The organism is Micromonospora sp. NPDC005707 (genome assembly GCF_040631005.1).
GTDB lineage: Bacteria > Actinomycetota > Actinomycetes > Mycobacteriales > Micromonosporaceae > Micromonospora.
Genome location: NZ_JBEXYR010000021.1, coordinates 26155 through 50966 on the forward strand (window position 1 = coordinate 26155; position 24812 = coordinate 50966).

Sequence of the window (24812 nt, forward strand, 5' to 3'; positions counted from 1 at the left end):
TCAGTTCCGTGTGCTCGTCAGGCCGCCGACGAGCGCGGCGATGGTCCGGATGCTCCGGAAGTTGGCCGCGTCGATCAGCTGCGGCGGCACCGGGGTGCCGAGCCCGTCGCGGATGTAGTTGAGCAGCATCGCCGTCTTCAGCGAGTCGAGGATGCCCAGCTCCAGCAGCGGGGTGTCCTCGTCGATGTCGTACGGCGCGTCCTGCGCGAGGTTCTCCTTGATGAAGGTCGTCAACGCGGCGCTGACGTCGTCCTCGGACACGGTTCTCTCCTCTCCTGGTGGTGCCGGTCGCGCCCCGGTGGGGGCGGGTCGGGGATCGGGGGCGGTCACGGCTGGGCGCCGGCGGGGGCGGCGGTGAGCGCGTCGACCAGGTGCTCGGCGATCGCGGAGACGGTGGGCTGGTTCCACAGCAGGGTGGCCGGCAGCGGGCGGCCGAACCGCTTCTCCAGCCGCCGCCGGATCACCAGGGTCATCACCGAGTCGAGCCCCTGCTCCAGCAGGGACCGGCGGGTGTCCAGGTCGGACACCGGCAGCCGCATCTCGGCCGCGATCTGGGCGCCCACCTCGCTCTGCACGGTGGCCCGCAGCTCCTCCGGCGGCAGGTCGGCGAGCCGGGCCGCCGGCGCCTGCTCGGCCGCGGCCTCCCCGGCGTCCTCCCCGCTGGGCAGCTGGGCCAGCAGCGGCGGGCGGTCCGTGGCCGGACCGGCCGCCAGCACCCGCAGCACCGGCAGGTGACCGCCGCCGTGGCGGTGGGCGTGCTGCCAGGCGGCGAACGCCTGCTCGGGCTCGATGGCGGCCACGGCCCGGGCCTTCAGCTCGTTGTCCACCACGGCGTTGACCGCCATGCCCTGCCCCTGCCAGGAGGTCCACCCGAAGCTGGTGGTGTCGTCGGCGCCGAGCGTGCGGCGATGGGTGGCGAGCGCGTCGAGGAACGCGTTCGCCGCGCCGTAGCTGGCCTGTCCGGCCAGCCCGAGCAGCTGGCCGCAGGAGGAGAAGAGGGTCAGGAAGTCGACGCTGCCGGGCGGGAAGAGCCGGTGCAGCGCCCACGCCCCGTCGACCTTGGGACGCAGCACCCGGCGCAGCGACGCCTCGTCCAGGCCGGCGGCGAACCGGTTGTCCAGCACGCCGGCGGCGTGCACGACGCCGCACACCGGGGGCAGGCCCAGCGTGTCCGGGTCGAGCTGCCGCCGGACCGCCTCCGCGTCGGCGATGTCGACCGCGAGCACGCGTACGGTCACCCCGCGCGCCTCCAGCGCGCGGACCCGGGCGATCCGGTCGCGGGTGGCCGCGTCCGGGCCGCCGTCGCCCGCCGGCCGGTCCCAGCGGCCCCGCGGCGGCAGCCCGGCCCGCCCGGCCAGCACGAGGCGGCGGGCCCCCTGGTCGGCCAGCCAGTCGGCCACCGCCAGGCCCAGGGTGCCCAGCCCGCCGGTGATCAGGTACGTCCCGTCCGGCCGGCAGCGCAGCGGCGGTCGCACCGGGGGCCGGTCCAGCGGGACCAGCCGGGCCACCGACGTGCCGGTGCCGCGCGGGGCGAGCACGTCGTCCGGCGTGGCGGCGCCCAGCAGGCCGGGCAGCGCGTCCAGCCCGCCCTCGTCGGCCGGGTCCAGGTCGACCAGGCCGCCCCACAGCTCGGGATGTTCGGTGGCGAGCACCCGGCCCAGCCCCCACAGCGGCGCGTCGGCCAGCGCCGCCGGGTCGGCGGACTCCCGCACGCCCCGGGTCACCGCCCACAACCGCGGGAAGGCGTTCCGGTCGCCGGCCGCGAGGACGTGCGTGACCTCGGTGAGCAGCCAGGCCTGCCGGGCGGCCGCGGCCGGCACGTCGGCGTCGTCGCCGGGCAGGACCAGCACCGCGCCGGACGGGTCCGGCGGCGGGTCGAGCCCGGCCAGTCCGGCGGCGTCGGCCACGGCACGCAGCGGTACGCCGGCGCCGCTGATCCGCCCGCGGATCGCCGCCGCCAGCGGCCCCGCGCCGCCGACGAGCACCACCTCGCGGGGTGCCCGGTGGTCCGCCGGGGGCGCCGGGCGCGGCGTCCAGGCGATCTCGTACACGAGGTGTTCGGGGCGCACGGGCGCGGTGACCGGCCCGTCGAGCACGCCGAAGCGCACCCCGCGCAGCCGGGCCAGCACCGTGCCGGCGGGATCGGCGACGGTGACGTCGGCACGGTCCGGGACGCTGCCGTCGACCCGCACGTCGACGACCACCTCGGCCGGCGGTTCACCGTCCACCGTCACCTCGTCGACGCCGGCCACGACGCGCAGGACCGGCGGGCCGCCGAAGGCGGCGGGCGCGGCGGAGAGCGCGGCGTCGAACACCGGCGCCCAGGTCGGCGCGGGGGCGGGCTGGTCGACCCGGACCAGGGCGCGCAGCACGCCGTCGCCCTGGGACAGCTCGCGCACCTGCCACGGGAAGGCCATCGACGGTACGCCGACGGCGGCGAGGTGGTCGGTGACCAGGCTCGCCGCGCGGGGCGCCAGGTCGTACCCGGCCGGCGCCGGCCCGGCGGGCCTGGGCGCGGCGGCCGGGCGCAGCGCCGCCGAGGCGTGCTGCTGCCAGGCCGCGTCATCGGCGGCGAGGGTCCGGGAGGCGAGTCGTACCGTGCCGTCCTCGGCGACGACCTGGATCTCCCGGGGGTCGGCCGTGGGCAGCGGGACGCGCAGCGCCACGTCGGTGAGCACCGGCGGGAGACCCTGCTCGGCGCCCGCACGCAGGAACGTGCTCAGCAGCACGGCCGCCGGCACCACCTCGGTGCCGTGGATGGTGTGGTGGCCGGGGTAGGGACGGCTCTCGTCGTCGAGCCGGGTACGCCACAACCCCAGCCCGGCGCCGGCCACGCTGACCGGCGTGCCGACCAGGGTGTGGCTGTCCGGGTCGTGGCCCATGCCGCCGCCCGGCCCGCCGGACGGCGCGTCACGCCAGTGCCGGCGGTGCTGCCAGGGGGTCAGCGGCAGGTCGACCAGCGTGCCGGACGGCTGCAGCCGGGTCCAGTCCACCGGGACCCCGTGGCAGTGCGCCGCGCCCAGGTTGGTGAGGAAGGTGGCCCGCTCGGGGTAGTTGCGCCGCAGCGTCGACCCGACGTACGTCCGGTCCAGGTCGGCGAGGGTCTCGCCGATCGAGTGCGCCACCACCGGGTGCGCCGAGATCTCCACGAACGCCCGGTGGCCGTCCTCCGCGGCCGCCGCCACGGCGTCGCCGAGGCGCACCGGGTTGCGCAGGTTGCCGGCCCAGTAGGCGCCGTCCAGGGGCGCGGCGCCTCGCGGGTCGGCCAGCGAGGTGCGGTACATCGGCACCACCGGCACGGCGGGGGAGAGGTCGCCGAGGGCGGCGGCCAGGTCCGGGCAGAGCGGGTCCATCTGCGGGCTGTGGAACGCCACGTCCGAATTGACCTGCCGGACCAGCACCCCCTCGGCCTGCCAGCGTTCCCGCACCTCGGCCACGGCTTCCGGGTCCCCGGCGACCACGGTGGACGCCGGCGAGGCGGCGATCGCGGCCACCACGTCGGTCCGGCCGGCCAGCCGCCGCGCCGCCTCGTCGAACGGGATGGCAGCCATGGCCATGGCGCCCGCCCCGGCGACCCGGCGCAGCAGGATCGACCGCCGGCAGCTCAGCCGCGCCCCGTCGGCGAGGCTGAGCCCGCCGCAGGCCACCGCCGCCGCGATCTCGCCGACCGAGTGGCCGATCACCGCGGCCGGGGTCACCCCGTATGCCCGCCAAACGGCGGCCAGGCCGACCTGGGTCGCGAAGATCATCGTCTGGATCCGGTCCACCGCGCCCAGGTCGCCGGAGGTGAGCACCTCGCGCGGCGTGAAGCCGATCTCGGCCTGGAAGACCGGGGCCAGCTCGTCCATGACGGCGGCGAACGCCGGCTCGTCGGCGAGCAGCCCCTGCCCCATGCCGGGCCACTGGGAGCCGTGACCGGAGAAGACCCAGACCGGACGCCGGTCGTGCTCGCCGGACCCGGGCAGCGCCCGCCCGGTCGCGACGTGCTGCGCCTGCTCGCCCCGGGCCACGTGGCGTAGCCGGGCGACCAGCTCGGCCCGGTCGGTGGCCACCACCGCGGCCCGGTGCTCCAGGTGGGCGCGGCGCCGGGACAGGGTGTGCCCGAGGTCGGCCGGCGACAGCCCCTCCGCCGACTCCAGCAGCTCGACCAGGTCACCGGCGTGCCGGCGCAGCGTCTCCGGCGACCCGGCGGAGAGCGGGAAGAGCAGCCCGGCCGGGCCGGCCGGCGCCGGCGGCGCGTCGGGCGCCTGTTCGAGCAGGACGTGCGCGATGGTGCCGCCGTAGCCGAAGCCGGAGACACCGGCCCGGCGGGGGCCCGGTCGCCGCGGCCACGGCCGGTGCTCGGTGACCACCCGCAGTCCGGCGTTGGCCCAGTCGATCGCGGGGTTCGGGGTTTCGAGGTTGAGGCTGCGCGGGATCTCCGCGTACCGCAGCGCGAGGATCGCCTTGATCAGGCTGGCCACCCCGGCGGCGGCCTCCAGGTGGCCGATGCTGGCCTTGACCGACCCGATCAGGCACGGCTCGCCGGGCTGCCGGCCGGCGCCGTAGACCGCGCCGAGCGCGCCCGCCTCCAGCGGGTCGCCCAACCGGGTGCCCGTGCCGTGCGCCTCGACGTAGTCCACCGAGGTCGGCGCGACGCCCGCCTGCCGGCAGGCGCGCACCAGGAGTTGCTCCTGCGCGTCCCGGCTGGGGGCCATGATGCCGTTGGTCCGCCCGTCCTGCTGCACAGCGCTGCCACGGATCACCGCCAGCACCCGGTCGCCGTCGCGTTGCGCGTCGGCCAGCCGCTTGAGCACCAGCACGCCGCAACCCTCACCGCGGCCGTAGCCGTCGGCGGCAGCGTCGAACGACTTGCACCGCCCGTCCGGCGAGGTCGCCCCGGCGGCGTCCAGGGTGAGGGTGAGGCCGGGCGCGAGGATCAGGTTGACCCCGGCGGCGATCGCCAGCGAGCTCTCCCCGGTGCGCAGGCTCTGGCAGGCCAGGTGCACCGCGACCAGCGAGGCGGAGCAGGCGGTGTCCACCGCGAGGCTGGGCCCACGCAGGTCCAGCGCGTACGAGATGCGGTTGGCGACCGCGCACATGGCCGCGCCGATGCCGGTCCACGCCTCGATCCGGGGCAGGTCCTCCAGCAGCCGCCGGCCGTAGTCGTCGGACCCGACGCCCACGAAGACGCCGGTGTCGCCGCCGGCGAGGCGGCGGGCCGGGATGCCGGCGTGTTCCAGCGCGTTCCAGGTGACCTCCAGCAGGATCCGCTGCTGCGGGTCCATCAGCTCCGCCTCGCGGGGCGTCACGCCGAAGAACTCGGCGTCGAAGCCCTCGACGTCGCGCAGGAACGCGCCGTGCCGGGTGGCCCGGCGCAGCGCGGCGGCGAACTCCGGCCCCAGGTCGCGGTAGTGGTCCCAGCGCTGCTCGGGCAGCTCGCCGATGCCGTCCCGGCCGTCGCGTAGCAACGCCCAGAAGCTGTCCGGGGAGTCCACGTCGCCGGCCAACCGGCAGCCCATCCCGACCACGGCGACGGCCGCGGGCCGCGTGCCGCTGTTCGCATCGAACACCGGATTGCTCTCCTTCGGGGTGGACCGGTCGGCGGCGTCGGTCACGGCCAGGCCGGTGGGTGGATGATCTGGACGACGGCGCAGGAGACGGTGACGCCCGGCCCGACGCCGAGCATCAGCAGGTGGTCCCCGGGGCCGAGCTGTCCGGTGGTGACCAGGTGCTCCAGGGCGACGACCTGGTCGCTGGCGCCCAGATGCCCGAGGCCGCGCCCCCAGTCCCAGGTGGACGCCGACAGCGGCAGGCCGAGGGCGGAGGTGCACCGCTGCTCGACGATCTCCCGGGAGTAGTTCATGTAGGCGACCCGGGTGACGTCGCCGATGTCGATGCCCGCCTCCGCGAGGGTGCGGTCGACGACCTGGAGCGTCTGCCGCTGGATGTCCATCAGCACGGCGGTGCCGGCGCCGTCGCGCAGGGCGGCCCGGCGGAACTCGGCGCTGCGGGCGGTGAAGTCCAGGGGCCGGGCGGCGGTCGGCCCGGGCGGGAACAGCGCCTCCCCGGCCCGGTGCAGCTCCTCGGCGAGGGCGACGGTGACCGAGCCGACGGCGAGCAGCCGGGCGAAGCCGGGCCGGGCGGTGAGCACCAGGGCGCTGCCCGCGTCGCCCATCAGGTACCCGGGGCCGCCCAGCCAGCGGTCGATCATGGGGGTGCCGAAGTTGTCGGCGGCGACGAGTAGGGCGGTGTGTCGGTCGGGGTGGGCGGTGAGGTAGCTGGCGGCGAGTTCGAGGGCGGTGAACATGCCGTTGCAGCCGTGGTGGAGTTCGACGGCGAGGCAGGTGCCGCCGGTGAGGTGGTGTTGCAGGTAGTACTGGGGTTGCCAGCCGTCGGGTCCTTGGTGCCAGCTGTCGGCGTAGAGGAGCAGGTCGACGTGGGTGGGTGGGTGTTCGGCGCGGGTGAGGGCCTGGGTGGCGGCGTGCAGGGCCATGTGGGGGGCGGGGGTGTCGCCGGCGACGGCGGCGCCGGTGAGGCCGTGCAGGTCGACCTGGTCGGCGGGGTAGTGGCCGTCGGCGACGGCCCTCTCGACGCTGACGATGTCGGGCAGCCAGACCCCGATTCCGCTGATGAACGTCTCCGGCGTACGCACCGTCCGGTCCCTCCCTGCGCCGTTCGTCGGTCGTGTCCGGCCCGGTGCCGTCGGCACCGGGCCGCGGGGTCAGTCGCGGCCCGGCCGCAGCCGGTCGGCCAGCCGGGCGGCCCGGGCCAGCCCGCCGACCAGCACCCGTCGGGGCCCGCGCTGGCCGCGCAGCCGCAGCAGCGAGGAGAGCGTCCAGAGCTGGGAGCTGACCACGTGCCGGGGCGAGCCGTGGGTGTCGTCGTTCTCGACCAGGTGCAGCCGGCGCAGCCGCTGGGGCAGCCGGGCCGCCTCGGCCGGTGGGATGATCTCGTCACGCCGGCTGGCCAGGTACGCCACCGGGATCCCGACGGCGGCCAGCTGGGCGTCGGTGAGCGCCCAGGCGTCGAGCCCGGCGACCAGCTCGGCCCGCTTCGTGCCGGTCAGGTGGGCGAGGGTGTCCATGGTGACGTCCGGCACCCGGGCCTGCCAGGCCTGGTCGGTGAAGAACTCCCGCACCGGCGCCCCGGCGGTCACGATGCCGGCGAGCCGCGGGTCCTCGGCGGCGGCGCGCAGCGCCAGATGCCCTGCGAAGCTGAACGCGATGGCGTACGTGCGCGACACGTCGGCCCGGTCGGAGATTCGGTCGAGCAGGTCGGGCAGCATCCGCCAGCTCTCCGGGCCGTAGCGCAGGGTGTTCTCCCCGGCCCCGGGCAGCTCGGTGCCGACGGCGGCGAACCCCAGCTTCGCGAAGAGCGGCAGGGTGGGGGCCCACTGCTCCTTGACGCTGACGATGCCGCCCAGCACCAGCAGCAGCGGCCGGCGCCCGGCGCCGTCCAGCCCGGCCGTCCAGCAGCCGACCCGGCCGCCGGGCAGCTCCAGGTCGAGCCGCTCGACGCCCCCGTCGTCCTCGCGCCAGCGGTCGAAGGCCGCCACGCAGCGGCGCAGGGCCTCCGCGCGGGCCGGGCCGTCGACGTACGGGAAGCGGGCCATGGCGAAGTGCCGGGCGGCGTCGAGCGGCCGGCCCTCCCGCTCCAGCCGGTCGCCCCGGTCGCTCCACTCCCGGACCCAGGAGCCCGGCTCGTCCCCGGCGTCGGTGCGGATCCGGGCCAGCAGCGCCGGCAGGTCGGGGATCCGCTGGCCGCGGGCGTGCACGGTGATGTAGCGCTTCAGTTCGTCCAGGTCGTTCATGCCCGCTCCAGGTCCGGCTCGCGTGTCGGGTCGGCTTCGTGCGCCGGCGCGTCGCCGGTTGGTGCCGCCGCCGGCCCGGCGCCGAAGCTCTCCAGGCCGGTCTTGATCTCGGTGAGTACGTCGGCCGCCTCGGCGCCGTCGATCACGCGGTGGTCGAAGGCGAGGCTGAGCCGCATGAGCGGGGCGATGGCCAGTTCGCCGCCGCGGACCACCGGCCGGTCGGCGATCTGTCCGACCCCGAGGGTGACCGTGGTGCCGCCCACCGAGTGGAAGCTGTCCACCGGGCGGTGGCCCAGCGAGGTGACCGCGAAGGTGCCGAAGGCGTCGCCGCGCCGGCGCAACGGCCGGGTGCCGAGCCGGAACACCGCCCGGCCGAGCAGCGAGGGCGCCTGGTGCAGCTTGCGGAGCGTGGCGAACTCCGGCATCCGGTCCGGGTCGCCGTCGCGGTAGTGGTCCACCTGGCGCTGGATCTCGTCCAGGGTCGCGGTGTGCAGGTCCGGCAGGACCGCCGCGAGCACCACCCGCTGGCCGTCGACGGTCTTGTCCAGGGTGAGCTTGCCGTTCACCCGGTCGTAGCGGGCCACCCGGGCGCGCAGCCGGCCGCTGATCGCGGCGTTGGCGTCCGGGTGCGCGGCGAGCACCCGGCCGGTCACCCGCAGCAGGTACGTCACCACCGAGTACCGGCGGCCGTCCGCGCGCGCCTCGGCCCGGTGCCGGCCCACCGCCGTCATGTCCACCTCGGTGTCGAGGAAGACCGGCGAGAAGTCCCGGATCTGGTCGAGGAAGAAGAACGTGTGCCGGCGCTGCCGGGCGACGGGGGTGATCCTCATGCCGTCACCGCCAGGTCGTAGATGTCGGCGAGGCTGCGGGCTTCCAGCACGTCGGGCAGCGCGAGGGTCCGCCCGGTCCGCTGCTCCAGCACGGTGAGCAGGGTGAGCAGGTGCACCGAGTCCCAGCCGGCGACCTGGTCGAGGTCGCCGCGGGCGTCCTCGGCGCTGACCGGGATGCCCACCTCGTCGGTGACGAGGTGGAGGAAGTCGTCGAGGCTGTTCATGCGGCGTCCACTCCAATGCGGTCGGTCAGGCGGATGTGCTCGGGCACCGCGGGGATGTCGTGCAGGTCGTGGCGGAAGGTGGTGGCGCCGGCGTCCTCGCCGAGGGGCGTGAAGCCGTACCGGGGCCACAGGTCCGCGACGATCCGGTTCTTGGCGGTCGGCCGGTAGCTCGCCAGCACGGCCGAGGCCCCGCCGGCCCGGGCGTGGCGCAGCACCGCGGCCAGGCACGCCTGCTCGATCCCACGGCCGAAGACCCGGCAGCTGAGCAGGAAGTTCTCGATCCGTTCCAGGTCGCCGTCGCGGCGCAGGAACAGCGCGCCGACCAGCCCGTTCTCGCCGAACCGGTCCCGGCTGCGCACGGTGAGCACCCGGGCGTACGGGTCGTCGAGCAGGTCGCTGACGTCCCGCGGCTGCAAGCGCCAGGTGGTCGGGTTGAACTGGTTGGTGCGCAGCGACAGCTGGGACACCCGGGGCACCTGCTCCGGCCCGGCCTCGCCCAGCTCCACCTCCACGGCCAACTCGGCCAGGTAGTCGGTGAGCGAGGAGAACGACCGGCGGAAGTCCTGCCGGGCCAGCTCGTCGCGGTAGCCGGCGGCCCGGTCCCGGTCCTCGGCGGTGAGCTGGCGGGTGGTGAACCAGCCGTCACGCAGGAGCTTCACCACGTGCAGCGCCGGTTCGTCGTCGACCTGGACCACGGCGGTGCCGGGCAGGGCGTGCCGGATCAGCCCGCACTCGAAGGGGCTGTCGTCGACGAAGACGAAGCTGTCCGGGTGCAGGTTGAGTGCCTGCGCCAGCTCGGTGAGGTTGTCGTGCTTGGGCCGCCAGTTGGCCACCACCCGGACGAAGTCGTCCTCGCGCAGCGTCATGCCGGGGTGCTCGCGCAGCACCTGCTCGACGGCGCTCGCCTCGTTCTTGCTCACCGCGGTGAGCAGCACCCCCTGCGCGCCGAGCTGCCGGGCGACCCGCTGGAAGGCGCGGTGCGCCTCGCCGCGGTAGCTCTCGGCCACCTCGATGCCGTCGATGCCGTCGTCGCCGAGGATCCCGCCCCACACCGTGCCGTCCAGGTCCAGGGCCAGGCACTTCTTGGTCTGCCCGGTCAGGTTCCGGGCCAGGTGGCCGACCTCCCGGGCGTACCCGGCGAGCAGCGGCTCGGACAGGTGCGCCTTGGCGTACACGGTCAGCCGGGGGTCGCAGGCGGGGGACCCCTCCGCGAGTAGGGGGTCGAGGTCGACCACCACGAGGGCGGGGTTCGCCGCGGCCAGGCGCAGCAGCCGGGCGTTGGCCTCCCGCCAGAGCGCGCCCAGCTCGGCCCGGGAGGTCAGGTCGAGGAGCTGGGCGGTGTGCCGCCGCGCCAGCGGCAGCGTGTTCAACACGAGGGTGCCGCGCGAGGTGGACCGGAAGGTGGCGGCGAGCCGCTCGACGAGGTCGACCTTCTCGGCGAGCACGCGGGCCACGTCGGCGGGCCGCCACGGCACCGGCACCTCGTCGAAGACGACCATCGGGTCGAGCACGCAGAGCACCAGGTCCGGCGCCGCCCGGTACAGCTCGCTGCCGGGGTCGGCCAGGTCGAAGACGTACGAGTCGAACGGGGACAGCCGGGCGCGCAGCAGCAGGCCGTGCCGGGCCAGCTCGGCGGTGAGCGCGGGCAGCAGCGGGGCGAGCGTGCCGTGGCCGGTCACCGCCACGGCGACCGTGGGGATGTTCGGGTGTGCGGCGCGTACCTCGTCGGGGTCGAGGCGGGCGAGCAGCCGGCCGGCGCGGGCGAGCTCGTCGTCGTCCAGCCCGTCGAGCAGGGCGCGGACCTCCGGGTAGCGCGTCACCAGCTGCCCCGACCGGTGCAGGTCGAGCAGCGTCCCGGCGGCGGGGGTCGGGGTGTCCACTCAGACCGCCTCCAGCGCGAACCCGGCCTCGATCCACTTGCTGGACTCGATGGCCACGCCGACCGCGCGGTCGCCCGCCGCCATCTTCGGCAGCACCTGTTCGAGCTGGAAGAAGGGGAGCGCGTTGCCGGTGTTGCCGATGTCGGCCACGCAGCTCACCTCACACGCGCCGGTCAGCCCGAGGGCCGCGGTGATCCTGGTGGTCATCCGCCCGGACAACTGCGGTGGGAGCAGGTAGTCGACCTCGTCGTCCGGCCAGTCCAGCTCGTCCAGCACCCGTCGCAGGGTCCGCTGGGCCATCGGCGGCACCGACTCCTCGATCGCCTTGTAGTCCTCGACGACGGGCGCGGTGGGCGGGCCGTCGCCCGCGCCGAACCACTCGACCACCTGGCCCGGCGCCCGGCCCCGGCCGACCAGGCGCAGCTCCACGTGGCGCACCTCGAGCGCGCCGGGCGCCGGGTCGGTCCCCAGCACGGCGGCGCCCGCGCCGTCGCCGAAGAGCACGCCGTTGACCTGCTCGGCCGGGTCCGCCCCGCTGGTGTCCGCGTGCACGTCCAGGTGCTTGGCGCAGCTGTCCGCGCCGAGCACCAGGGCGGTGCGGTAGGGCCCGACCAGGAGCAGCTTGTGCGCCACGTCGAGGGCCTGCACCGCGCCGGTGCAGCCGGACTGCATCTGGTACGTGGGGACGCCGTCGATGCCCAGCCGGTCGGCGACCATGTTGACCGTCGCCGGCATCAGCCGGTCCGGCGAGGAGGTGCCCAGCACCACCAGGTCGACCTCGTCGGGGCCGACCCCGGCGGCGGCCAGGGCCCGGGCGCCGGCGGTCTCGCAGAGGTCGGTGAGGGAGTAGCGGACCTCGCCGGTGTCCAGATCCCGGGCCAGGTGCCGGTTGCGGGTGCCGATGAAGGTGTCCACCCACTGCTCCCAGACGCCGGGCAGACCGAACCGCCGGGCCAGGTGGGCGTTCGACAGGGCCGGCCCGGGCAGCGCGGTGCCGACGGCGAGGAGGTAGGCGGCACGGCCGTCCATGGGGGTCCTTTCTGCAGCGGCGATCCGGCGGCCATCATCGGCACGCCGGCTAAAGCGAGGCTTTCCCCCGGCCGACATTTCCCGTGGTCCGCCGCATTGGCCGGGGCGGATCGGTACCCCGGTCACCGGGGTATAGGGGTTGGCCCGCCCACGGTTGTGGGGTTGGCCCCCCATCCGCCGGTGGATATCTTTCTGCCGAGCCGATTCGGCGGGGGACGACAGGGACCGTCGCCAGCCCGACCAGCAATTTCCGGATCGCCGGTTCCCGGTGTGCGGAATTGGTCAGCCGAATTGGTGCTCGTCGGTGCCGTGTCCGGGGGAGGGCCGTCGACCCGCCCCTGCGTCGCGCCGCCGGCCATGACGAAGAGGTGAACGCATGACGCTGTCCTCCACCCTGGCGACATCGACGTACCGTCCGGTCGTCGACGTCAGCGCGATCCGCTACGGCCTGCTCGGGCCGTTGCGGGTGTTCGGCGGCGCGGGTGACACCACCATCGGTGCCCGCAAGATCCAGATCCTGCTCTGCGTGCTCCTGATCCGGTCCGGCCAGGTGGTCTCCATCGACCAGTTGACCGCGGAGCTGTGGGGCGACAACGCGCCGCGGCGCTCGACGGCCGCGCTCCAGGTCTACGTCTCCCAGTTGCGCAAGTTCCTGCAGCGTCCGGAGGACGCGCAGAACCCGATCGTCACCCGGCTGCCCGGGTACGTGCTCAACGCCGGCGCCGAGCAGGTCGACGTGCACGTCTTCCAGAACCTGGTGCGCCAGGGCCGGCAGGCGGCCCGCGGCCACGACCACGAGGCCGCGGTGGCACTGTTCGAGGAAGGGCTGGCGCTGTGGCGCGGGCCCGCCCTGATGGGCCTGCGGGACAGCCCCGCGGTCAGCGTCTTCGCCACCTGGCTCGACGAGTTCTACCTGGAGTGCGTCGAGGCGATGGTCGAGTCGAACCTCGCTCTCGGCCGGCACCGCGACCTCATCGGCACGCTCCAGGCCCTCGCTGCGGAACATCCGCTGCGGGAGGCGTTCTACCGCCAGCTCATGCTGGCCCTGTACCGCTCCGAACGGCAGGCCGACGCGCTGCGGGTCTACCAGAACGCACGCGCCGTGCTCAGTGACGAACTGGGCCTGGAGCCGTGTCGGGGCCTGCGCGATCTCCAGGCGGCGATCCTCTCCGCCGACGACCGGCTGGACTTCCGGCCGGCCGCGTGATCGCGCGATTCCGCACCCCCTCGCAAGGAGGCTCCATGACCGATCTCGACAGCTCGGTGACCGGCCTGCCCGTCACCCGGCGCTGCCCCTTCGACCCGCCGGAGGAACTGGCGGCCCTGCGGACCCGGGAACCGATCACCCGGATGCGCTACCCGGACGGCCACGACGGCTGGTTGGTGACCGGGCACGCGCTGGCCCGGGCCGTGCTGGCCGATCCGCGGTTCAGCGCCCGGCACGAGCTACGGCACTCGCCGGTGCCCACCCCCGCGAAGCCGATGGCGGCGATGCCGGGCGTGTTCATCGGGATGGATGCACCGGACCACACCCGGTACCGGCAGCTGATCAACCGGCACTTCACCGTCCGGCGGGTCCGTGAGCTGGAACCGATGATCGAGCGGGTGGTGGCGCACCGGCTCGACGCCATGGCCGCCGCGGGCCCCACGGTCGACCTCATGCGGGCCTTCGCCCTGCCGGTTCCGGCGCAGATCATCTGCGAGCTGCTCGGCGTGCCGGAGGAGAGCCACGAGGAGATCCAGCGGCACCGGATGGCCACCGTGGACCCGGAGTCCAACCCCCAGGCGGCCATGGCCGCCACCCGCGCGACCATGGCGTTCATGCTGGAACTGGCCCGCCGCAAGCGCGCCGAGCCCGGCGACGACCTGCTCAGCGGGCTGATCGCCGACGGCGGGCTCGACGACCAGGAGCTGGCGGGCATCGCCCTGCTGATGCTCATCGCGGGTCACGAGACCACCGCCAACATGCTGGGGCTCGGGGTGTACCTGCTGGTGGAGCGGCCGGATCTGGCGGAGGGGATCCGTGGCCGTGACGGCGCGCTGACCGAGACCGCGGTCGACGAGTTGCTGCGGCACCTCGCCGTGGTGCAGTTCGCCTCCCGCGCGGCGCTCACCGACGTCGAGCTCGACGGGGTCACCGTCCGGGCGGGGGAGACGGTCACCGTCTCGCTCTCCGCCGCCAACCGGGACGCGGCGCGGTTCGACGACCCGGAGGAGTTCCGGGCGGACCGCCCGAGCGGCGGGCACCTCTCCTTCGGCCACGGCGCCCACCAGTGCCTGGGCCAGCACCTGACCCGCGCCGAGCTGCGCATCGGGCTCTCCGCGCTGCTGCGGCGCTTCCCCGGCCTGCGGCTGGCCGTCTCCCCGGCGGAGATCGCCTTCCGCGAGGCGGTGCCGACCGTCGGGGTGACCAGGTTGCCGGTGAGCTGGTAGCCGTCCGGCGACCTGCCGGTCAGACGCGGTGGACGGGAGCCACCGCGTCTGACCGTGCGCCCAGCCCGGCCGCCACGGCCGCCCCGGAGCGCACGGCCGTCCGGGGCCGCAGCCCGAGCACGGCGCGCAGGATGGCGAAGAACTCGGCGGGTGCGTCCCGGACGAAGAAGTGACCGCCCGGCACCCGGTGCAGCCGGAACCGCCCGTCGGTGTACCGCACCCAGCCGGCGGCCTCGGCCAGGGCCATCAGCGGGTCGCTGTCGCCCGCGAAGGCGTGCAGGTCGCAGGGGATCGGCACCGGTCCGGGCGTGTAGCTGTGGCAGACCAGCAGGTCGTCGCGGGTCAGCCCGGTGGCCGCGTCCCGCCAGGCGGGGTAGCGCAGCACCAGCTCGGACATCCCGCCGATGCGCCGCAGCAGCCGGGTCAGGTCCTCCGGTGACATGTCCGGCACCTCGCGGATGAAGCGGTGCTGGTCCGGCGCCGGATACGCCCCGACCAGCACCGCCTCCGGGAGGGCGCGGCCGCGGGCGTGCAACGCCTCGGTCAGCGCGTACGCCACCAGCGCGCCCATGCTGTGCCCGTAGAACGCGTACGGCGGGCGCAGGTCTCCACCGAGCTCGGCGATCAGCTGGGCGACCAGGGTGTCCATCCGGCGCAGCCGGGGCTCGCCGATCCGGCCCTCCCGACCGGGCAGCTGGATCGGCAGCAGGTCCACCTCGTCGCCCAGCGCCCCGGCCCAGTCCGCGTACGCCGACGCGGCGCCGCCGGCGTGGTGCAGGCAGAACAGGCGCAGCCGGCGATCGGGCGCCGGGGCCCTGGTCAGACAGCCGGTCAACACAGCACGATCGTCACGTCGTAGCGGGGCGACTCGTCGTCGCCCTCGGTGAGCACCAGCGTGCGGAAGCCGGCCCGGCCCGCGTACCGGCCGCTGATCCCGGTGACCGGGATGGTGGCGGTGAGGCCCTGCACGATGGACGTGGCGTCGACCACCCCGACCGCTTCGAGGCTGCCGTCCGGGAGCTCCGTCACGTTGCGGTGCAGCTGCCACATGTGCGGCATCATGTCGAGCACGACGGCCCGCCCGGTGATCGTGCCGACCCGGCGGCCCTCCGCGTCGAGCAGCGCGTCGGTGTACTCGGCGATCGTGCCAGGGCCGGGCCCCGCCTCGCCGGCGTGGATGACCATCTTCTCCACGACCTCGGTGAGCCCCTCCAGGACGACGCACTCGGCCAGCACGTCCGCGCCGGCCACCTCGTGCGGCTGGATCCGGCCGGCTGCCAGCGCCGCGGCGGTGGCCAGCGCGCGGATGCTGATCGGGTTGGCGTCGGACTCCTTCTCCTGCTCCTTCGCCAGCTCGGCGCGGATGTCGGTCAGTTCGGTCTCGGGCATCGCGCGGTTCCTTCCGCCGGAGCCGGCCGTGGTCGACCGGCCGCGCCGCCAGCCGGCGCGAGCCCATGGTCGGCGGGCGTCCCAAAGCCGGCCCAAACTCCGGCCGCCGTCCGATGTGGGCCGCTCGTGGCCTTGTGCCCGACGCGTGACGTTGGTGCCGCCTTGTCGGCGGTTCAGCCGGAACTGCTGCGCTGGCCCTCCCTCGCAGCCGCCCCGACCGAGAGGAGCCTCCCGTGCGCGTCCTGTTCCTGCCGATGGCCTGGCCCAGCCACTACTACCCGATGGTGCCGCTGGCCTGGGCATTCCGCGGCGCCGGTCATGACGTCCGGGTCGCGGTCCAGCCCACCGCGGCCGCGTCGGTCACCGCCTCCGGGCTCACCGCCGTCCCGGTCGGCGGCTCGTACGACCTGATGGCCGGGCTGGCCCAGGTCAACGAGGCGGTACGCCGCCAGGGCGGCCAGTTGCCGTCGAGCTTCGAGGCGTTGCGGGCGCTGCCCCCGGCCGAGCTGCGCCGCTTCGTCGAGCTGCGCACCGCCCCGCACGTGCACGCGGCCGAGGCGATGGCCGACGATCTGGCGGCGCTGATCCGGGTGTGGCGCCCCGACCTGGTGGTCGCCGATCCGATGGTGATGGTGGCGCCCCTGGTCGCCGAGCTGGCCGGCGCGCCGCTGGTCCGGCATCTGTGGGGTCCGCAGGTGCCGTCGCTGCTCGGGTCGCCGGGGGCCGGGGCGCCGGTCGACCAGTGGCCGGAGGACCTGCGCAAGCTCTTCGACCGGTTCGGTGCCGAGGTACGCGAGGAGTACGGCTCGCGCACAGTCGACCCCACCCCGTCCAGCCTGCAGAGCCAGACCGTGCCGCAGCGGCTGGCCACCCGGTACGTGCCGTACAACGGCCCGGGGGAGCTGCCCGGCTGGCTGCTGCGCCCCGCCGAGCGGCCCCGCATCGGCATGTCCTGGACCACGTCCAACCGGGTGCAGCTCGGTGCCGGGCACTCGCCCGTGCGCGACGCCGTCCTCGCCCTGTCCGCGCTCGACGCGGAGATCGTGCTGACGGTGCCCGCGGCGTCCCGGCCGGGGCTGGGCGAGCTGCCGGAGCGGGTACGCGTGGTGGAGGAGGTGCCGCTGCAGCTGCTGATGCCCAGTTGTGTGGTGACGGTGCACCACGGCGGGGCGGGTTCCATGCTCACCGCGGCCTGCTTCGGCGTGCCCCAGGTGATCGTCCCGCAGGCGCCCGACCAGATGCTCAACGCCGAGCGCCTCGCCGCGGCGGGCGCGGGGGTGACCCTGCCCGCCGAGGCGGCCGCGCCGGAGGCGGTGCTGGCCGCCGTGGAGGGGATGCTGACCGACGACCACTGGGCCGCCGGGGCGGCCCGGCTCTGCGACGAGATCGCCGGCCAGCCGTCGCCCGCCGAGGTCGTCGCGGAGCTGTCTGCCGGCCGCTGAGCCGGCGCGTCGTCCCTGCTCAGAGCCCGTCGGCGCGCGGATTTGTCAGCTAAGGTTGACGCCGCGCGCCGGCGCTCCTAAGCTGGAGGCATGGAAGTCACTCGGCTGGTGAGTCTCGTGAACGCCACCGACGACGACGACCCCCGGGTCGCCCTCGCCGCCACCGCGGAGGCGGCGAAGGAGTTCGAGCGGATCCAGACGGTCCTGGTCCGCCGGGCGCGGGCGCAGGGCGTGACCTGGGCGGAGATCGCCGCCGCGCTCGGCGTCAGCAAGCAGGCGGTGCACAAGAAATACGGCGGCCGGGGGCTGTTCCGCAAGGAGGACTGAATTCCGGTCCCGCCCATCATTCGTCGACACTTCACCTGAAATTGTCCTGAACGACGTCGTGCCCATGTGCGAATCGTCGTTGTAACAACCTGTCAATAAATTGACGATTCCTCGCTGCCCGAAGGATGGCAGGGGCGGCAATTCCTGCCCGGAATCAGGCCGTACCGGTGGGTCGTGACTATGACGAGGAGCAATGCGATGGGAAAGCTGTCGGTGGTACGAGAGGCGGTCGCCGTGGCGGTCTCGGCGAACCTGCCGGTGATCCTGTGGGGTTCCCCCGGCACCGGCAAGACCTCGTCCGTGCTTGCCCTGGGTGAATCGCTCGGCCTGCCCGTCGAGGTCGTGGTCGGCTCCATCCGGGAACCCAGCGACTTCGCCGGGCTGCCGGTGCTGCGCGACGGGCACACCTGGTTCGCCCCGCCGCGCTGGGCCGAGCGGCTCGCCGCCACCGGCTCCGGGCTGCTCTTCCTCGACGAGCTGACCACCGCGCCGCCCGCCGTGCAGGCGGCCATGCTCCGGGTCGTGCTCGAACGCACGGTGGGAGACCTGGTCCTCCCCGCCGACGTGCGGATCGTCGCCGCGGCCAACCCCCCGGCCGAGGCCGCGGACGGATGGGATCTCTCCGCACCCCTGGCCAACCGCCTGATCCACCTGCACTGGGAGGTCGACGCCACCGCGATCGCGGAGGGCTTCACCCACGGATTCGGCGTGCCCGAGCTGGCCCACAAGGAACCGCCGGGCACCGACGAGATCGCCCGGGCGCGGGCCCTGGTCGGCGCCTTCCTGCGCATCCGGCCGGAGCTGCTGCTGGTGGTCCCGTCCACACCCGACCAGGCCGGCCGGAGCTGGCCCAGCCCGCGTACCTGGGAACTGGCCGCGGTGGCGCTCGCCGCCTGCGCGGCCGCCGGGGTCGACGACGCGGTCCGCGCCCAGCTGGTCGTCGGCGCGGTCGGGGAGGCGGCCGGCTTCGAGCTGCTCACCTGGATCCGCAACCTGGACCTGCCGGACCCGGCCACCCTGCTGGCTGATCCGTCGGCGCCGCTGCCGTCCCGGATGGACCAGCTGCACGCGCTGCTCGGGGCGGTCGTGGCGTACGTCCGGGCCGACGGCACCGCGCAGACCTGGCAGCAGGCCTGGACGGTGGTGGCCCGGGTGGCCGGCACCGCCCCGGACGTGGCGGCCAGCGCGGCCAAGGGGCTGGCCCGCTGCCGCCCCACCGGGACCAGCCTGCCGACCACGATGCTCGACCTGGTCCCGATCCTCAGAGCCGCGGGACTGCTGCGGTGAGCCGGCCCGTCGCCCCGTACAGCGAGGAGTTGGCCACCCGCCTCGCGGCGGCCCGGGTCTGGGCCGCGCACCGGGCGCCGTACCTGGCGAACGCGGTGTTCTCGCTGGTGATGGAACCGCTCGCGCCGAGCACGGCGGAACGCACCGGGGAGCTGGTCGCCGATCCGGAGTTCGCCGCGTTCCCCACCGACACCCGCTGGGTGATGCACGTCGACCCGGGCACCGCGCTGACCACCCCGGTCGAGGAGACCGGCTGGTGGATCCTGCACCAGATCGGGCACCTCGTCCGCGGTCACGCCCAGCGCTCGCCGGTCCGGCCGGCCTCCGGACCCGACGCCCCGCTGCACGCGGTCGGCTACGCCGGCGCCCGGGACGAGGACGCCCACCGGTGGAACCAGGCCGCCGACGCCGAGATCAACGACGACCTCGAAGCGGAGGAGCTGGCCGGGCCGGCCGGGGTGATCTCCCCACCGGCGCTGGGCCTGCCGTCGAACCGGCTCGCCGAGGAGTACCTGCCGATGCTCGACGAGCTGGTGGAGCTGCTGCGTGGCACCGGCCGGGACCTCTCCGCCGGGCTGGACTGCGGCAGCGGCGCCGACGGTATCGACCGGCGCTGGGATTCCACCGGCGCCGGCGGGCTCGGCGAGCTGGAGCGGGAACTGCTGGAACGCTCGGTCGCGGTGGGCATCCAGGAGCGGGTCAGCGCCCGCAGCGAGGTGCCCATGGGATGGCAGCGGTGGGCCGAGGAGCGGCTGCGGCCGCGGGTCGACTGGCGCGCGCGGGTCGGCTCGCTGGTCCGCAAGGCCGCCAACCGCAGCTCCGGCCGGGTCGACTACAGCTACCGCCGGCCGTCGCGGCGCTCCGCCGGGCACCCCGACATCATCACCCCGCAGCTGGTCCGCCCGGTGCCCGACACCGTCCTGGTGCTGGACACCTCGGGCAGCGTACGACGCCCGCAACTGGACCAGCTGGTCGCCGAGGTCGCCGAGATCCTGGCGAAGGTCGGCCGGCGGCGACTCCGGGTCATCTGCTGCGACCTGCAGGCACATCCGGTGCAGGAGATCCGCCGCGTCGAGGAGCTGCGCATCGTCGGCGGGGGCGGCACCGACATGCGGGCCGGCCTCGCCGCCGCGACGGAGCTGCGTCCCCGACCCGACCTGGTGGTGGTGCTGACCGACGGGCACACACCCTGGCCCGACCGCCGGCCGCCCTTCGAGTCACTGGTCTGCCTGGTGGGTGACGGCGGCGAGGCGCCGGACTGGGCGTCGTCCGTGCACATCCCCGAGATGGGAGCGACATCATGACCGTGTTCGCCACGGGCGAGGAGGAGCCCCGCCCCAACCCTCTGCGTGAGTGGCTCGACCGGGGATTCACCCTGGCCGAGGCCCGCCGCTGGCGGGAGGCCGGTTTCGCGCCGCAGGGCGCCGAGCGGTGGCGGGAGGCGGGCGTGTACCGGCCGCGGACCGCCGCGGAGTGGCGTACGGCGGGAGCGACGCCGGCCACCGTGGACACCTGGATCCGAGCCGGCATGTCCCCCCGGGACGCGGTGCGCTGGCGCGAGTTCGGGGTGTCGCCCGAGGACGCGGTGCAGCGGTACCTCGCCGGTGAGGAACCGGGCCTGCGCAGTTTCGTCTCCCGGGTGCTGCGGCACCGCTCCGTGCGCGCCGCGGGGCGAGCCCTGGAGCCGAAGAAGTCCGAGGCGATCCGGCGGCTGCTCAAGGCCGGGGTCAGCGCCGAGACGGCCCGGGGGTACGTGGAGAGCGGCTGGGACGGCAAGACGGCCCTGGAGTGGGCCCGGCGCGGCGTGGCGCCGGTGGACGCGGCGGTCCTGCACGCGCTCGGCTTCACCGCCGCCGAGGCGCAGCGGGTGCTGGCCGACGACGTCCCGGCCACCGAGGTGATGACCACCTGGTGGCGTGCGGGCGTCCCGATCGACGAGGTCGCGGCCTGGTGTGCGGCGGGTTTCACCGCCGAGGAGGCGGCCGAGCAGCGCCGACAGGGCGCGGACGTGGAACGGGCCAAGGTGCTGCGGGCCCTGACCGAGGACGAGCAGTGAGCAGTTCCGACAGATCCGACCGGCGAGCAGAAGGAGCAACCATGAGCACGGCACCGCAGCCGGCGGCCGGTGCGCCGCAGGCGTCGATAGGCAAGCTGGCCCTCGTCATCCTGCTGGGCGGCGTCATCGTCCAGCTCGACTCGACGATGACCAACGTCGCGATCAACACGTTCATCCAGGACTTCCACTCCACCATCTCCACCATCCAGTGGGTCGGCACCGGCTACCTGCTGGCCATGACCCTGGCCATCCCGGCCACCGGGTGGGCGATGGAGCGGTTCGGTCCGCGTACCCTCTGGACCGCCACCGTGCTGGTGTTCCTGCTCGGCTCGGTCCTGGCCGGCTTCGCCTGGTCGGCGGAGAGCCTGATCATCTTCCGGATCCTGCAGGGCCTCGGTGGCGGCATGATCGTGCCGATCGCCCAGGCGGTGCTCGCCCAGGCCGCCGGGCCGGACCGGCTCGGCCGGCTCATGGCGGTGATCGCGGTCCCCGCCATGCTCGCCCCCGTGCTCGGGCCGGTGATCGGCGGCTGGCTGGTCACCGATGTCAGCTGGCGCTGGATCTTCTTCATCAACGTGCCGATCTGCCTGCTCACCATCGCGCTCGCCTGGCGGTACATGTCGGGGGCGAAAGCGGTCGTCAACGGCCGGCTGTCCCGCCTGGACTGGATGGGTCTCGCCCTGCTCTCACCGGCCTGCGCCGCGGTGGTCTACGGCCTGGCCCGAGCCGGCAACAAGGGCACCTTCGGCGAGTCCGGCGTCATCGCCTTCGTGATCGCCGGGGTCGTGCTGCTCATCGGTTTCGTGCTGCACGCGCTGCGGGACGACGAGCCGCTGCTGGACCTGCGGCTGTTCCGGGCCCGCAGCTTCGCCGCCTCGGCGTCGGTGGTGTTCCTGTCCGGCATCGTGCTCTTCGGCGCGATCATCCTGCTGCCGCTCTACTACCAGCAGGTGGCCGGGCTGACCCCGCTGCGGGCCGGCCTGCTGCTCGCGCCGCAGGGCCTCGGCATGGCGATCGCGCTGATCATCGCGGGCCGGCTCAGCGACAAGATCGGCCCGCGGCCGATCGTGCTGGTCGGCATCGCCCTGGCCGCGGCGGGTGCGCTCGTCTTCACCCAGGTCGAGGCCGACACCAGCCGGTGGCTGCTGAGCGTGGCGCTGGGCGTCAGCGGCGCGGGGCTCGGCGCGGCGACCGTGCCGGTCCTGGTCGGCGCGTACCGGGGACTGCGGCAGGAGCAGATCCCGCGGGCGACCACCGCGATCCGGATCTTCCAGCAGCTCGGCGGAGCCTTCGCCGGCGCCGTGCTGGCGGTGGTGCTCCAGCACGCCAGCGCCAGCGCGGCGACCGCCGGCCGGGGCGTACGGCCGGACCCGTCGGCGCTGGCCGACGCGTACGGGCAGACGTTCTGGTGGGTGCTCGGCTTCGCCGCCGTCGCGCTCATCCCGGCGCTGCTGCTGCCCGGCAGCCCGCCGGAGAAGCGGACCCCGCCGCAGACCCCGGCCGCGGAGGAGACGCCGGTCGCCAGTTGACCCGGCCACCCGCCCGCCGGCGGCCCCGCGACCGCCCCTCCGGTCGCGGGGCCGTCGGCGTACCAAGCCGGCACAAATGCGGGCTTGGTACCGCTTAAGCCGCCCGGCTCACAGTGGGCGGACCTGAGCGGGAGGAGACGTGGTGCGTACGCCGGAGACGTTCATCAGCGGAATCGGGGTCTGGCTGCCCGACATCGTCAGCGTCGAGAGGGCCGTCGCCGACGGCCACTACCCCGCCGACCAGGTCGACCTGCATGGCCTCACCGGCGCCGCCGTCGCCGGCGACACCCCCGCCCCCCACATGGCCCTGCACGCCGCCACCGAGGCCCTCACCCGCGCCGAACACCCACCCACCCAGGTCGACCTGCTCCTCTACGCCGACAGCTGGCACCAAGGACCCGACGGCTGGCAACCCCAGTACTACCTGCAACACCACCTCACCGGCGGCACCTGCCTCGCCGTCGAACTCCACCACGGCTGCAACGGCATGTTCACCGCCCTCGAACTCGCCGCCAGCTACCTCACCGCCCACCCCGACCGACACACCGCCCTACTCGTCGCCGCCGACAACTTCGGCACCCCCATGATGGACCGCTGGCGGTCCGGGCACGAACACCTGATCGGGGACGCCGGCAGCGCGGTCGTGCTCACCACCCGGCCGGGCTTCGCCCGGCTGCTGGCGGTGGGGGCGGTCGCCGTACCGGAGGCGGAGGAGCTGCACCGGGCCGGCGAGCCGCTGTTCCCGCCCGGGGCGACGCTCGGCCGGACCGTCGACTTCGTGGCCCGGGGCGAGGCGTTCCAGAAGCAGCTGGCGGACAGCCCGGACGCCGCGGCGATGGCGAAGATCGGTGGCAACCTGGTGGCGCTGATCCACCGGACGCTGGACGAGGCGGGCCTGGGCATGGGCGACGTCACCCGGGTCGCGCCGATGAACTTCTCCCGGGCGCTGATCGAGCGTCTGATGGGCGGGCTCGGCCTGACCATGGCGCACTCCACCTGGGACTGGGGCAGCACGGTCGGCCACCTTGGCGCCAGCGACCAGGTGGTGGCTCTGGACCACCTGCTCGCCACCGGCGGGCTCGGCCCCGGGGACCACCTGCTCATGCTCGGCATCGGGCCCGGCGTCACCCTCTCCTGCGCGGTGGTCGGCATCGAGAGTCTCCCCGGGTGGCTGCCGTGACCGAGGCCGGGACGGCGACCCTCGCCGCGACCGCCCCGGTCCCCGTGATCCCCGCTCACAGCCTGCTCGTCTTCCTCCTCGGGCTGGGCGTGCTGCTGCTCGTGGCGCTGCTGCTCGGCCGGCTCGCCCAGCGGTGCGGCCTGCCCGCCGTGGTGGGGGAGCTGACCACCGGGATCCTGCTCGGGCCCACCGTGCTGGGTGCCGTGGCCCCCGGCGTGTCCGACTGGTTCCTGCCCCGGCAGGCGGAGCAGTTCCACCTGCTCGACGCCGTCGGGCAGGTCGGCGTGCTGCTGCTCGTCGGGCTGACCGGGGTGGAGGTCGACCTCGCGTTCGTCCGCCGGCGGGGCGGCGCCGCCGCCCGGATCAGCCTCGCCGGCCTGCTGCTGCCGCTCGGGCTCGGCATCGCGACCGCGTACCTGCTGCCGGGGTCGCTGCTCGGCGCCGACACCGACCGTGACGTCTTCGCGCTCTTCCTCGGTGTGGCGATGTGCGTCAGCGCGATTCCGGTCATCGCCAAGACGCTGCTCGACATGAAGCTGCTGCACCGCAACATCGGTCAGCTCACCCTGGCCGCGGGCGTCATCGACGACATCTGCGGCTGGCTGCTGCTCTCGGTCGTCTCGGCGCTCGCCACCACGGGGGTGCGGGCGGGAACGGTGCTCTTCTCGGTCTGCGCGGTGATCGGCTTCGTCGTCTTCGCGGCGCTGGTCGGCCGGCCGGCCGGCGCCGCGGCGCTGCGGGCCGCCGGGCGCGCCGAGGGCTCCGGGCCGCTGGTCGCGACCACGGTGGTGCTGATCCTGCTCGGCGCGGCGCTCACCCAGTCGCTGGGTCTGGAGGCGGTGTTCGGCGCGTTCGTGGTCGGCTTCGTGATCGGCTCGGTCCCGGGGCTCGACCGGGCGCGGCTCGCCCCGCTGCGCACCACCGTGCTGGCCGTGCTGGCGCCGATCTTCTTCGCCAGCGCGGGCCTGCGGATGGACCTGACCGCGCTGGCCGACGCGCCGGTGCTGGCCGCCGCGCTGGCCGTCATCGCCGTGGCGATCCTGGGAAAGTTCACAGGTGCGTTCCTCGGCGCCTGGAGCAGCCGGCTGAACCGGTGGGAGGCGCTGGCGCTGGGCGCCGGGATGAACGCCCGGGGCGTCATCGAGGTGGTGGTGGCCACCGTCGGCCTCCGGCTCGGTGTGCTCAACACGGCGACGTACACCATCGTGGTGCTGGTCGCCGTGGTCACCTCGGTGATGGCGCCACCGATCCTGCGCCGGGCCATGAGCCGGGTCGAGCAGACCGCCGAGGAGGAGCTGCGCCGGCTCGGCGCCGGCGACCGCTCCGGCGTGGCCGACCTGCGCGGCGGCTGAGCGCCGCGAATCCTGGGAGGATCCCAGGAACCTCGGGACCGTGTCCAGCTTCGCCGGGAAGG

The 24812-nt window shown here is 74.8% G+C and carries 20 protein-coding genes; 10 read left to right on the forward strand and 10 right to left on the reverse strand.

Annotated elements, in window-relative coordinates:
• From ABZ452_RS29660 to ABZ452_RS29695, 8 genes are all read right to left on the reverse strand, one after another.
• Positions 1-261, reverse strand: a complete 261-nt coding sequence (locus ABZ452_RS29660) for an acyl carrier protein (RefSeq protein WP_357949854.1) — start codon at positions 259-261, stop codon at positions 1-3.
• 65 nt (positions 262-326) lie between these two features.
• The gene (locus ABZ452_RS29665) at positions 327-5597 is read right to left on the reverse strand and encodes a type I polyketide synthase (RefSeq protein WP_357949857.1); all 5271 of its coding nucleotides are present in this window, start codon (positions 5595-5597) and stop codon (positions 327-329) included.
• Positions 5594-6634: a ketoacyl-ACP synthase III family protein gene (locus tag ABZ452_RS29670; protein WP_357949860.1), complete on the reverse strand. Its 1041-nt coding sequence runs from the start codon at positions 6632-6634 to the stop codon at positions 5594-5596. The genes ABZ452_RS29665 and ABZ452_RS29670 overlap by 4 nt, the downstream gene beginning before the upstream one ends.
• Before the next feature lie 69 nt (positions 6635-6703).
• The gene (locus tag ABZ452_RS29675; RefSeq protein WP_357949863.1) at positions 6704-7792 is read right to left on the reverse strand and encodes an alpha/beta fold hydrolase; all 1089 of its coding nucleotides are present in this window, start codon (positions 7790-7792) and stop codon (positions 6704-6706) included.
• Positions 7789-8622, reverse strand: coding sequence for a 2-oxo acid dehydrogenase subunit E2 (locus tag ABZ452_RS29680; RefSeq protein WP_357949866.1), 834 nt, complete (start codon positions 8620-8622; stop codon positions 7789-7791). Before ABZ452_RS29680 ends, ABZ452_RS29675 begins: the two co-directional genes overlap by 4 nt.
• Positions 8619-8846, reverse strand: a complete 228-nt coding sequence (locus ABZ452_RS29685) for a phosphopantetheine-binding protein (protein WP_357949869.1) — start codon at positions 8844-8846, stop codon at positions 8619-8621. Before ABZ452_RS29685 ends, ABZ452_RS29680 begins: the two co-directional genes overlap by 4 nt.
• Positions 8843-10726, reverse strand: a complete 1884-nt coding sequence (locus tag ABZ452_RS29690) for an HAD-IIIC family phosphatase (protein WP_357949871.1) — start codon at positions 10724-10726, stop codon at positions 8843-8845. Before ABZ452_RS29690 ends, ABZ452_RS29685 begins: the two co-directional genes overlap by 4 nt.
• The gene (locus tag ABZ452_RS29695; protein ID WP_357949874.1) at positions 10727-11755 is read right to left on the reverse strand and encodes a 3-oxoacyl-ACP synthase III family protein; all 1029 of its coding nucleotides are present in this window, start codon (positions 11753-11755) and stop codon (positions 10727-10729) included. It abuts the gene before it with no gap.
• A 376-nt stretch (positions 11756-12131) separates the two neighbouring features.
• Here ABZ452_RS29695 and ABZ452_RS29700 point away from each other — a divergent pair, with 376 nt between their 5' ends.
• Together ABZ452_RS29700 and ABZ452_RS29705 are read left to right on the forward strand one after the other, a co-directional pair.
• Entirely contained in the window at positions 12132-12962 is an 831-nt protein-coding gene (locus ABZ452_RS29700) for an AfsR/SARP family transcriptional regulator (protein WP_357949877.1), read from the forward strand.
• 35 nt (positions 12963-12997) lie between these two features.
• Complete coding sequence (locus ABZ452_RS29705; RefSeq protein WP_357949879.1) at positions 12998-14188, forward strand: cytochrome P450; 1191 nt, start codon at positions 12998-13000, stop codon at positions 14186-14188.
• Between the two features lie 19 nt (positions 14189-14207).
• Here ABZ452_RS29705 and ABZ452_RS29710 read toward each other — a convergent pair whose 3' ends face one another.
• Positions 14208-15023 (reverse strand): alpha/beta fold hydrolase, encoded by an 816-nt coding sequence (locus ABZ452_RS29710; protein WP_357949882.1) that lies wholly within the window; start codon positions 15021-15023, stop codon positions 14208-14210.
• Positions 15020-15577 (reverse strand): hypothetical protein, encoded by a 558-nt coding sequence (locus tag ABZ452_RS29715; protein WP_357949885.1) that lies wholly within the window; start codon positions 15575-15577, stop codon positions 15020-15022. The genes ABZ452_RS29710 and ABZ452_RS29715 overlap by 4 nt, the downstream gene beginning before the upstream one ends.
• Before the next feature lie 233 nt (positions 15578-15810).
• On the opposite strand from ABZ452_RS29715, the gene ABZ452_RS29720 reads away from it, so the two are divergent.
• The 8 genes from ABZ452_RS29720 to ABZ452_RS29755 all read left to right on the forward strand — a co-directional run bounded on the left by ABZ452_RS29720 (position 15811) and on the right by ABZ452_RS29755 (position 24750).
• Positions 15811-17019 (forward strand): nucleotide disphospho-sugar-binding domain-containing protein, encoded by a 1209-nt coding sequence (locus ABZ452_RS29720; RefSeq protein WP_357949888.1) that lies wholly within the window; start codon positions 15811-15813, stop codon positions 17017-17019.
• Between the two features lie 90 nt (positions 17020-17109).
• Positions 17110-17346, forward strand: coding sequence for a helix-turn-helix domain-containing protein (locus ABZ452_RS29725; RefSeq protein ID WP_046562917.1), 237 nt, complete (start codon positions 17110-17112; stop codon positions 17344-17346).
• Between the two features lie 198 nt (positions 17347-17544).
• On the forward strand, positions 17545-18633 hold the full coding sequence (locus tag ABZ452_RS29730; protein WP_357949891.1) for an ATP-binding protein: 1089 nt from the start codon (positions 17545-17547) through the stop codon (positions 18631-18633).
• Positions 18630-19937 (forward strand): VWA-like domain-containing protein, encoded by a 1308-nt coding sequence (locus tag ABZ452_RS29735; RefSeq protein ID WP_357949893.1) that lies wholly within the window; start codon positions 18630-18632, stop codon positions 19935-19937. The genes ABZ452_RS29730 and ABZ452_RS29735 overlap by 4 nt, the downstream gene beginning before the upstream one ends.
• On the forward strand, positions 19934-20689 hold the full coding sequence (locus ABZ452_RS29740) for a hypothetical protein (RefSeq protein ID WP_357949896.1): 756 nt from the start codon (positions 19934-19936) through the stop codon (positions 20687-20689). The genes ABZ452_RS29735 and ABZ452_RS29740 overlap by 4 nt, the downstream gene beginning before the upstream one ends.
• 41 nt (positions 20690-20730) lie before the next feature.
• Positions 20731-22218: a DHA2 family efflux MFS transporter permease subunit gene (locus tag ABZ452_RS29745; protein ID WP_357949898.1), complete on the forward strand. Its 1488-nt coding sequence runs from the start codon at positions 20731-20733 to the stop codon at positions 22216-22218.
• A gap of 142 nt (positions 22219-22360) precedes the next feature.
• Positions 22361-23398 (forward strand): ketoacyl-ACP synthase III family protein, encoded by a 1038-nt coding sequence (locus ABZ452_RS29750; protein WP_357949901.1) that lies wholly within the window; start codon positions 22361-22363, stop codon positions 23396-23398.
• On the forward strand, positions 23386-24750 hold the full coding sequence (locus tag ABZ452_RS29755; RefSeq protein WP_357949904.1) for a cation:proton antiporter: 1365 nt from the start codon (positions 23386-23388) through the stop codon (positions 24748-24750). The genes ABZ452_RS29750 and ABZ452_RS29755 overlap by 13 nt, the downstream gene beginning before the upstream one ends.
• Positions 24751-24812: the final 62 nt, after the last annotated feature.

Excerpts from the sequence above, each read along its gene's own strand:
- ABZ452_RS29745 (WP_357949898.1), top strand. The coding sequence starts at position 20,731 with ATGAGCACGGCACCGCAGCCGGCGGCCGGTGCGCCGCAGGCGTCGATA.
- ABZ452_RS29695 (WP_357949874.1), bottom strand. The coding sequence starts at position 11,755 with ATGGACGGCCGTGCCGCCTACCTCCTCGCCGTCGGCACCGCGCTGCCC.
- ABZ452_RS29715 (WP_357949885.1), bottom strand. The coding sequence starts at position 15,577 with ATGCCCGAGACCGAACTGACCGACATCCGCGCCGAGCTGGCGAAGGAG.
- ABZ452_RS29685 (WP_357949869.1), bottom strand. The coding sequence starts at position 8,846 with ATGAACAGCCTCGACGACTTCCTCCACCTCGTCACCGACGAGGTGGGC.
- ABZ452_RS29680 (WP_357949866.1), bottom strand. The coding sequence starts at position 8,622 with ATGAGGATCACCCCCGTCGCCCGGCAGCGCCGGCACACGTTCTTCTTC.
- ABZ452_RS29705 (WP_357949879.1), top strand. The coding sequence starts at position 12,998 with ATGACCGATCTCGACAGCTCGGTGACCGGCCTGCCCGTCACCCGGCGC.
- ABZ452_RS29700 (WP_357949877.1), top strand. The coding sequence starts at position 12,132 with ATGACGCTGTCCTCCACCCTGGCGACATCGACGTACCGTCCGGTCGTC.
- ABZ452_RS29675 (WP_357949863.1), bottom strand. The coding sequence starts at position 7,792 with ATGAACGACCTGGACGAACTGAAGCGCTACATCACCGTGCACGCCCGC.
- ABZ452_RS29725 (WP_046562917.1), top strand. The coding sequence starts at position 17,110 with ATGGAAGTCACTCGGCTGGTGAGTCTCGTGAACGCCACCGACGACGAC.
- ABZ452_RS29730 (WP_357949891.1), top strand. The coding sequence starts at position 17,545 with ATGGGAAAGCTGTCGGTGGTACGAGAGGCGGTCGCCGTGGCGGTCTCG.
- ABZ452_RS29740 (WP_357949896.1), top strand. The coding sequence starts at position 19,934 with ATGACCGTGTTCGCCACGGGCGAGGAGGAGCCCCGCCCCAACCCTCTG.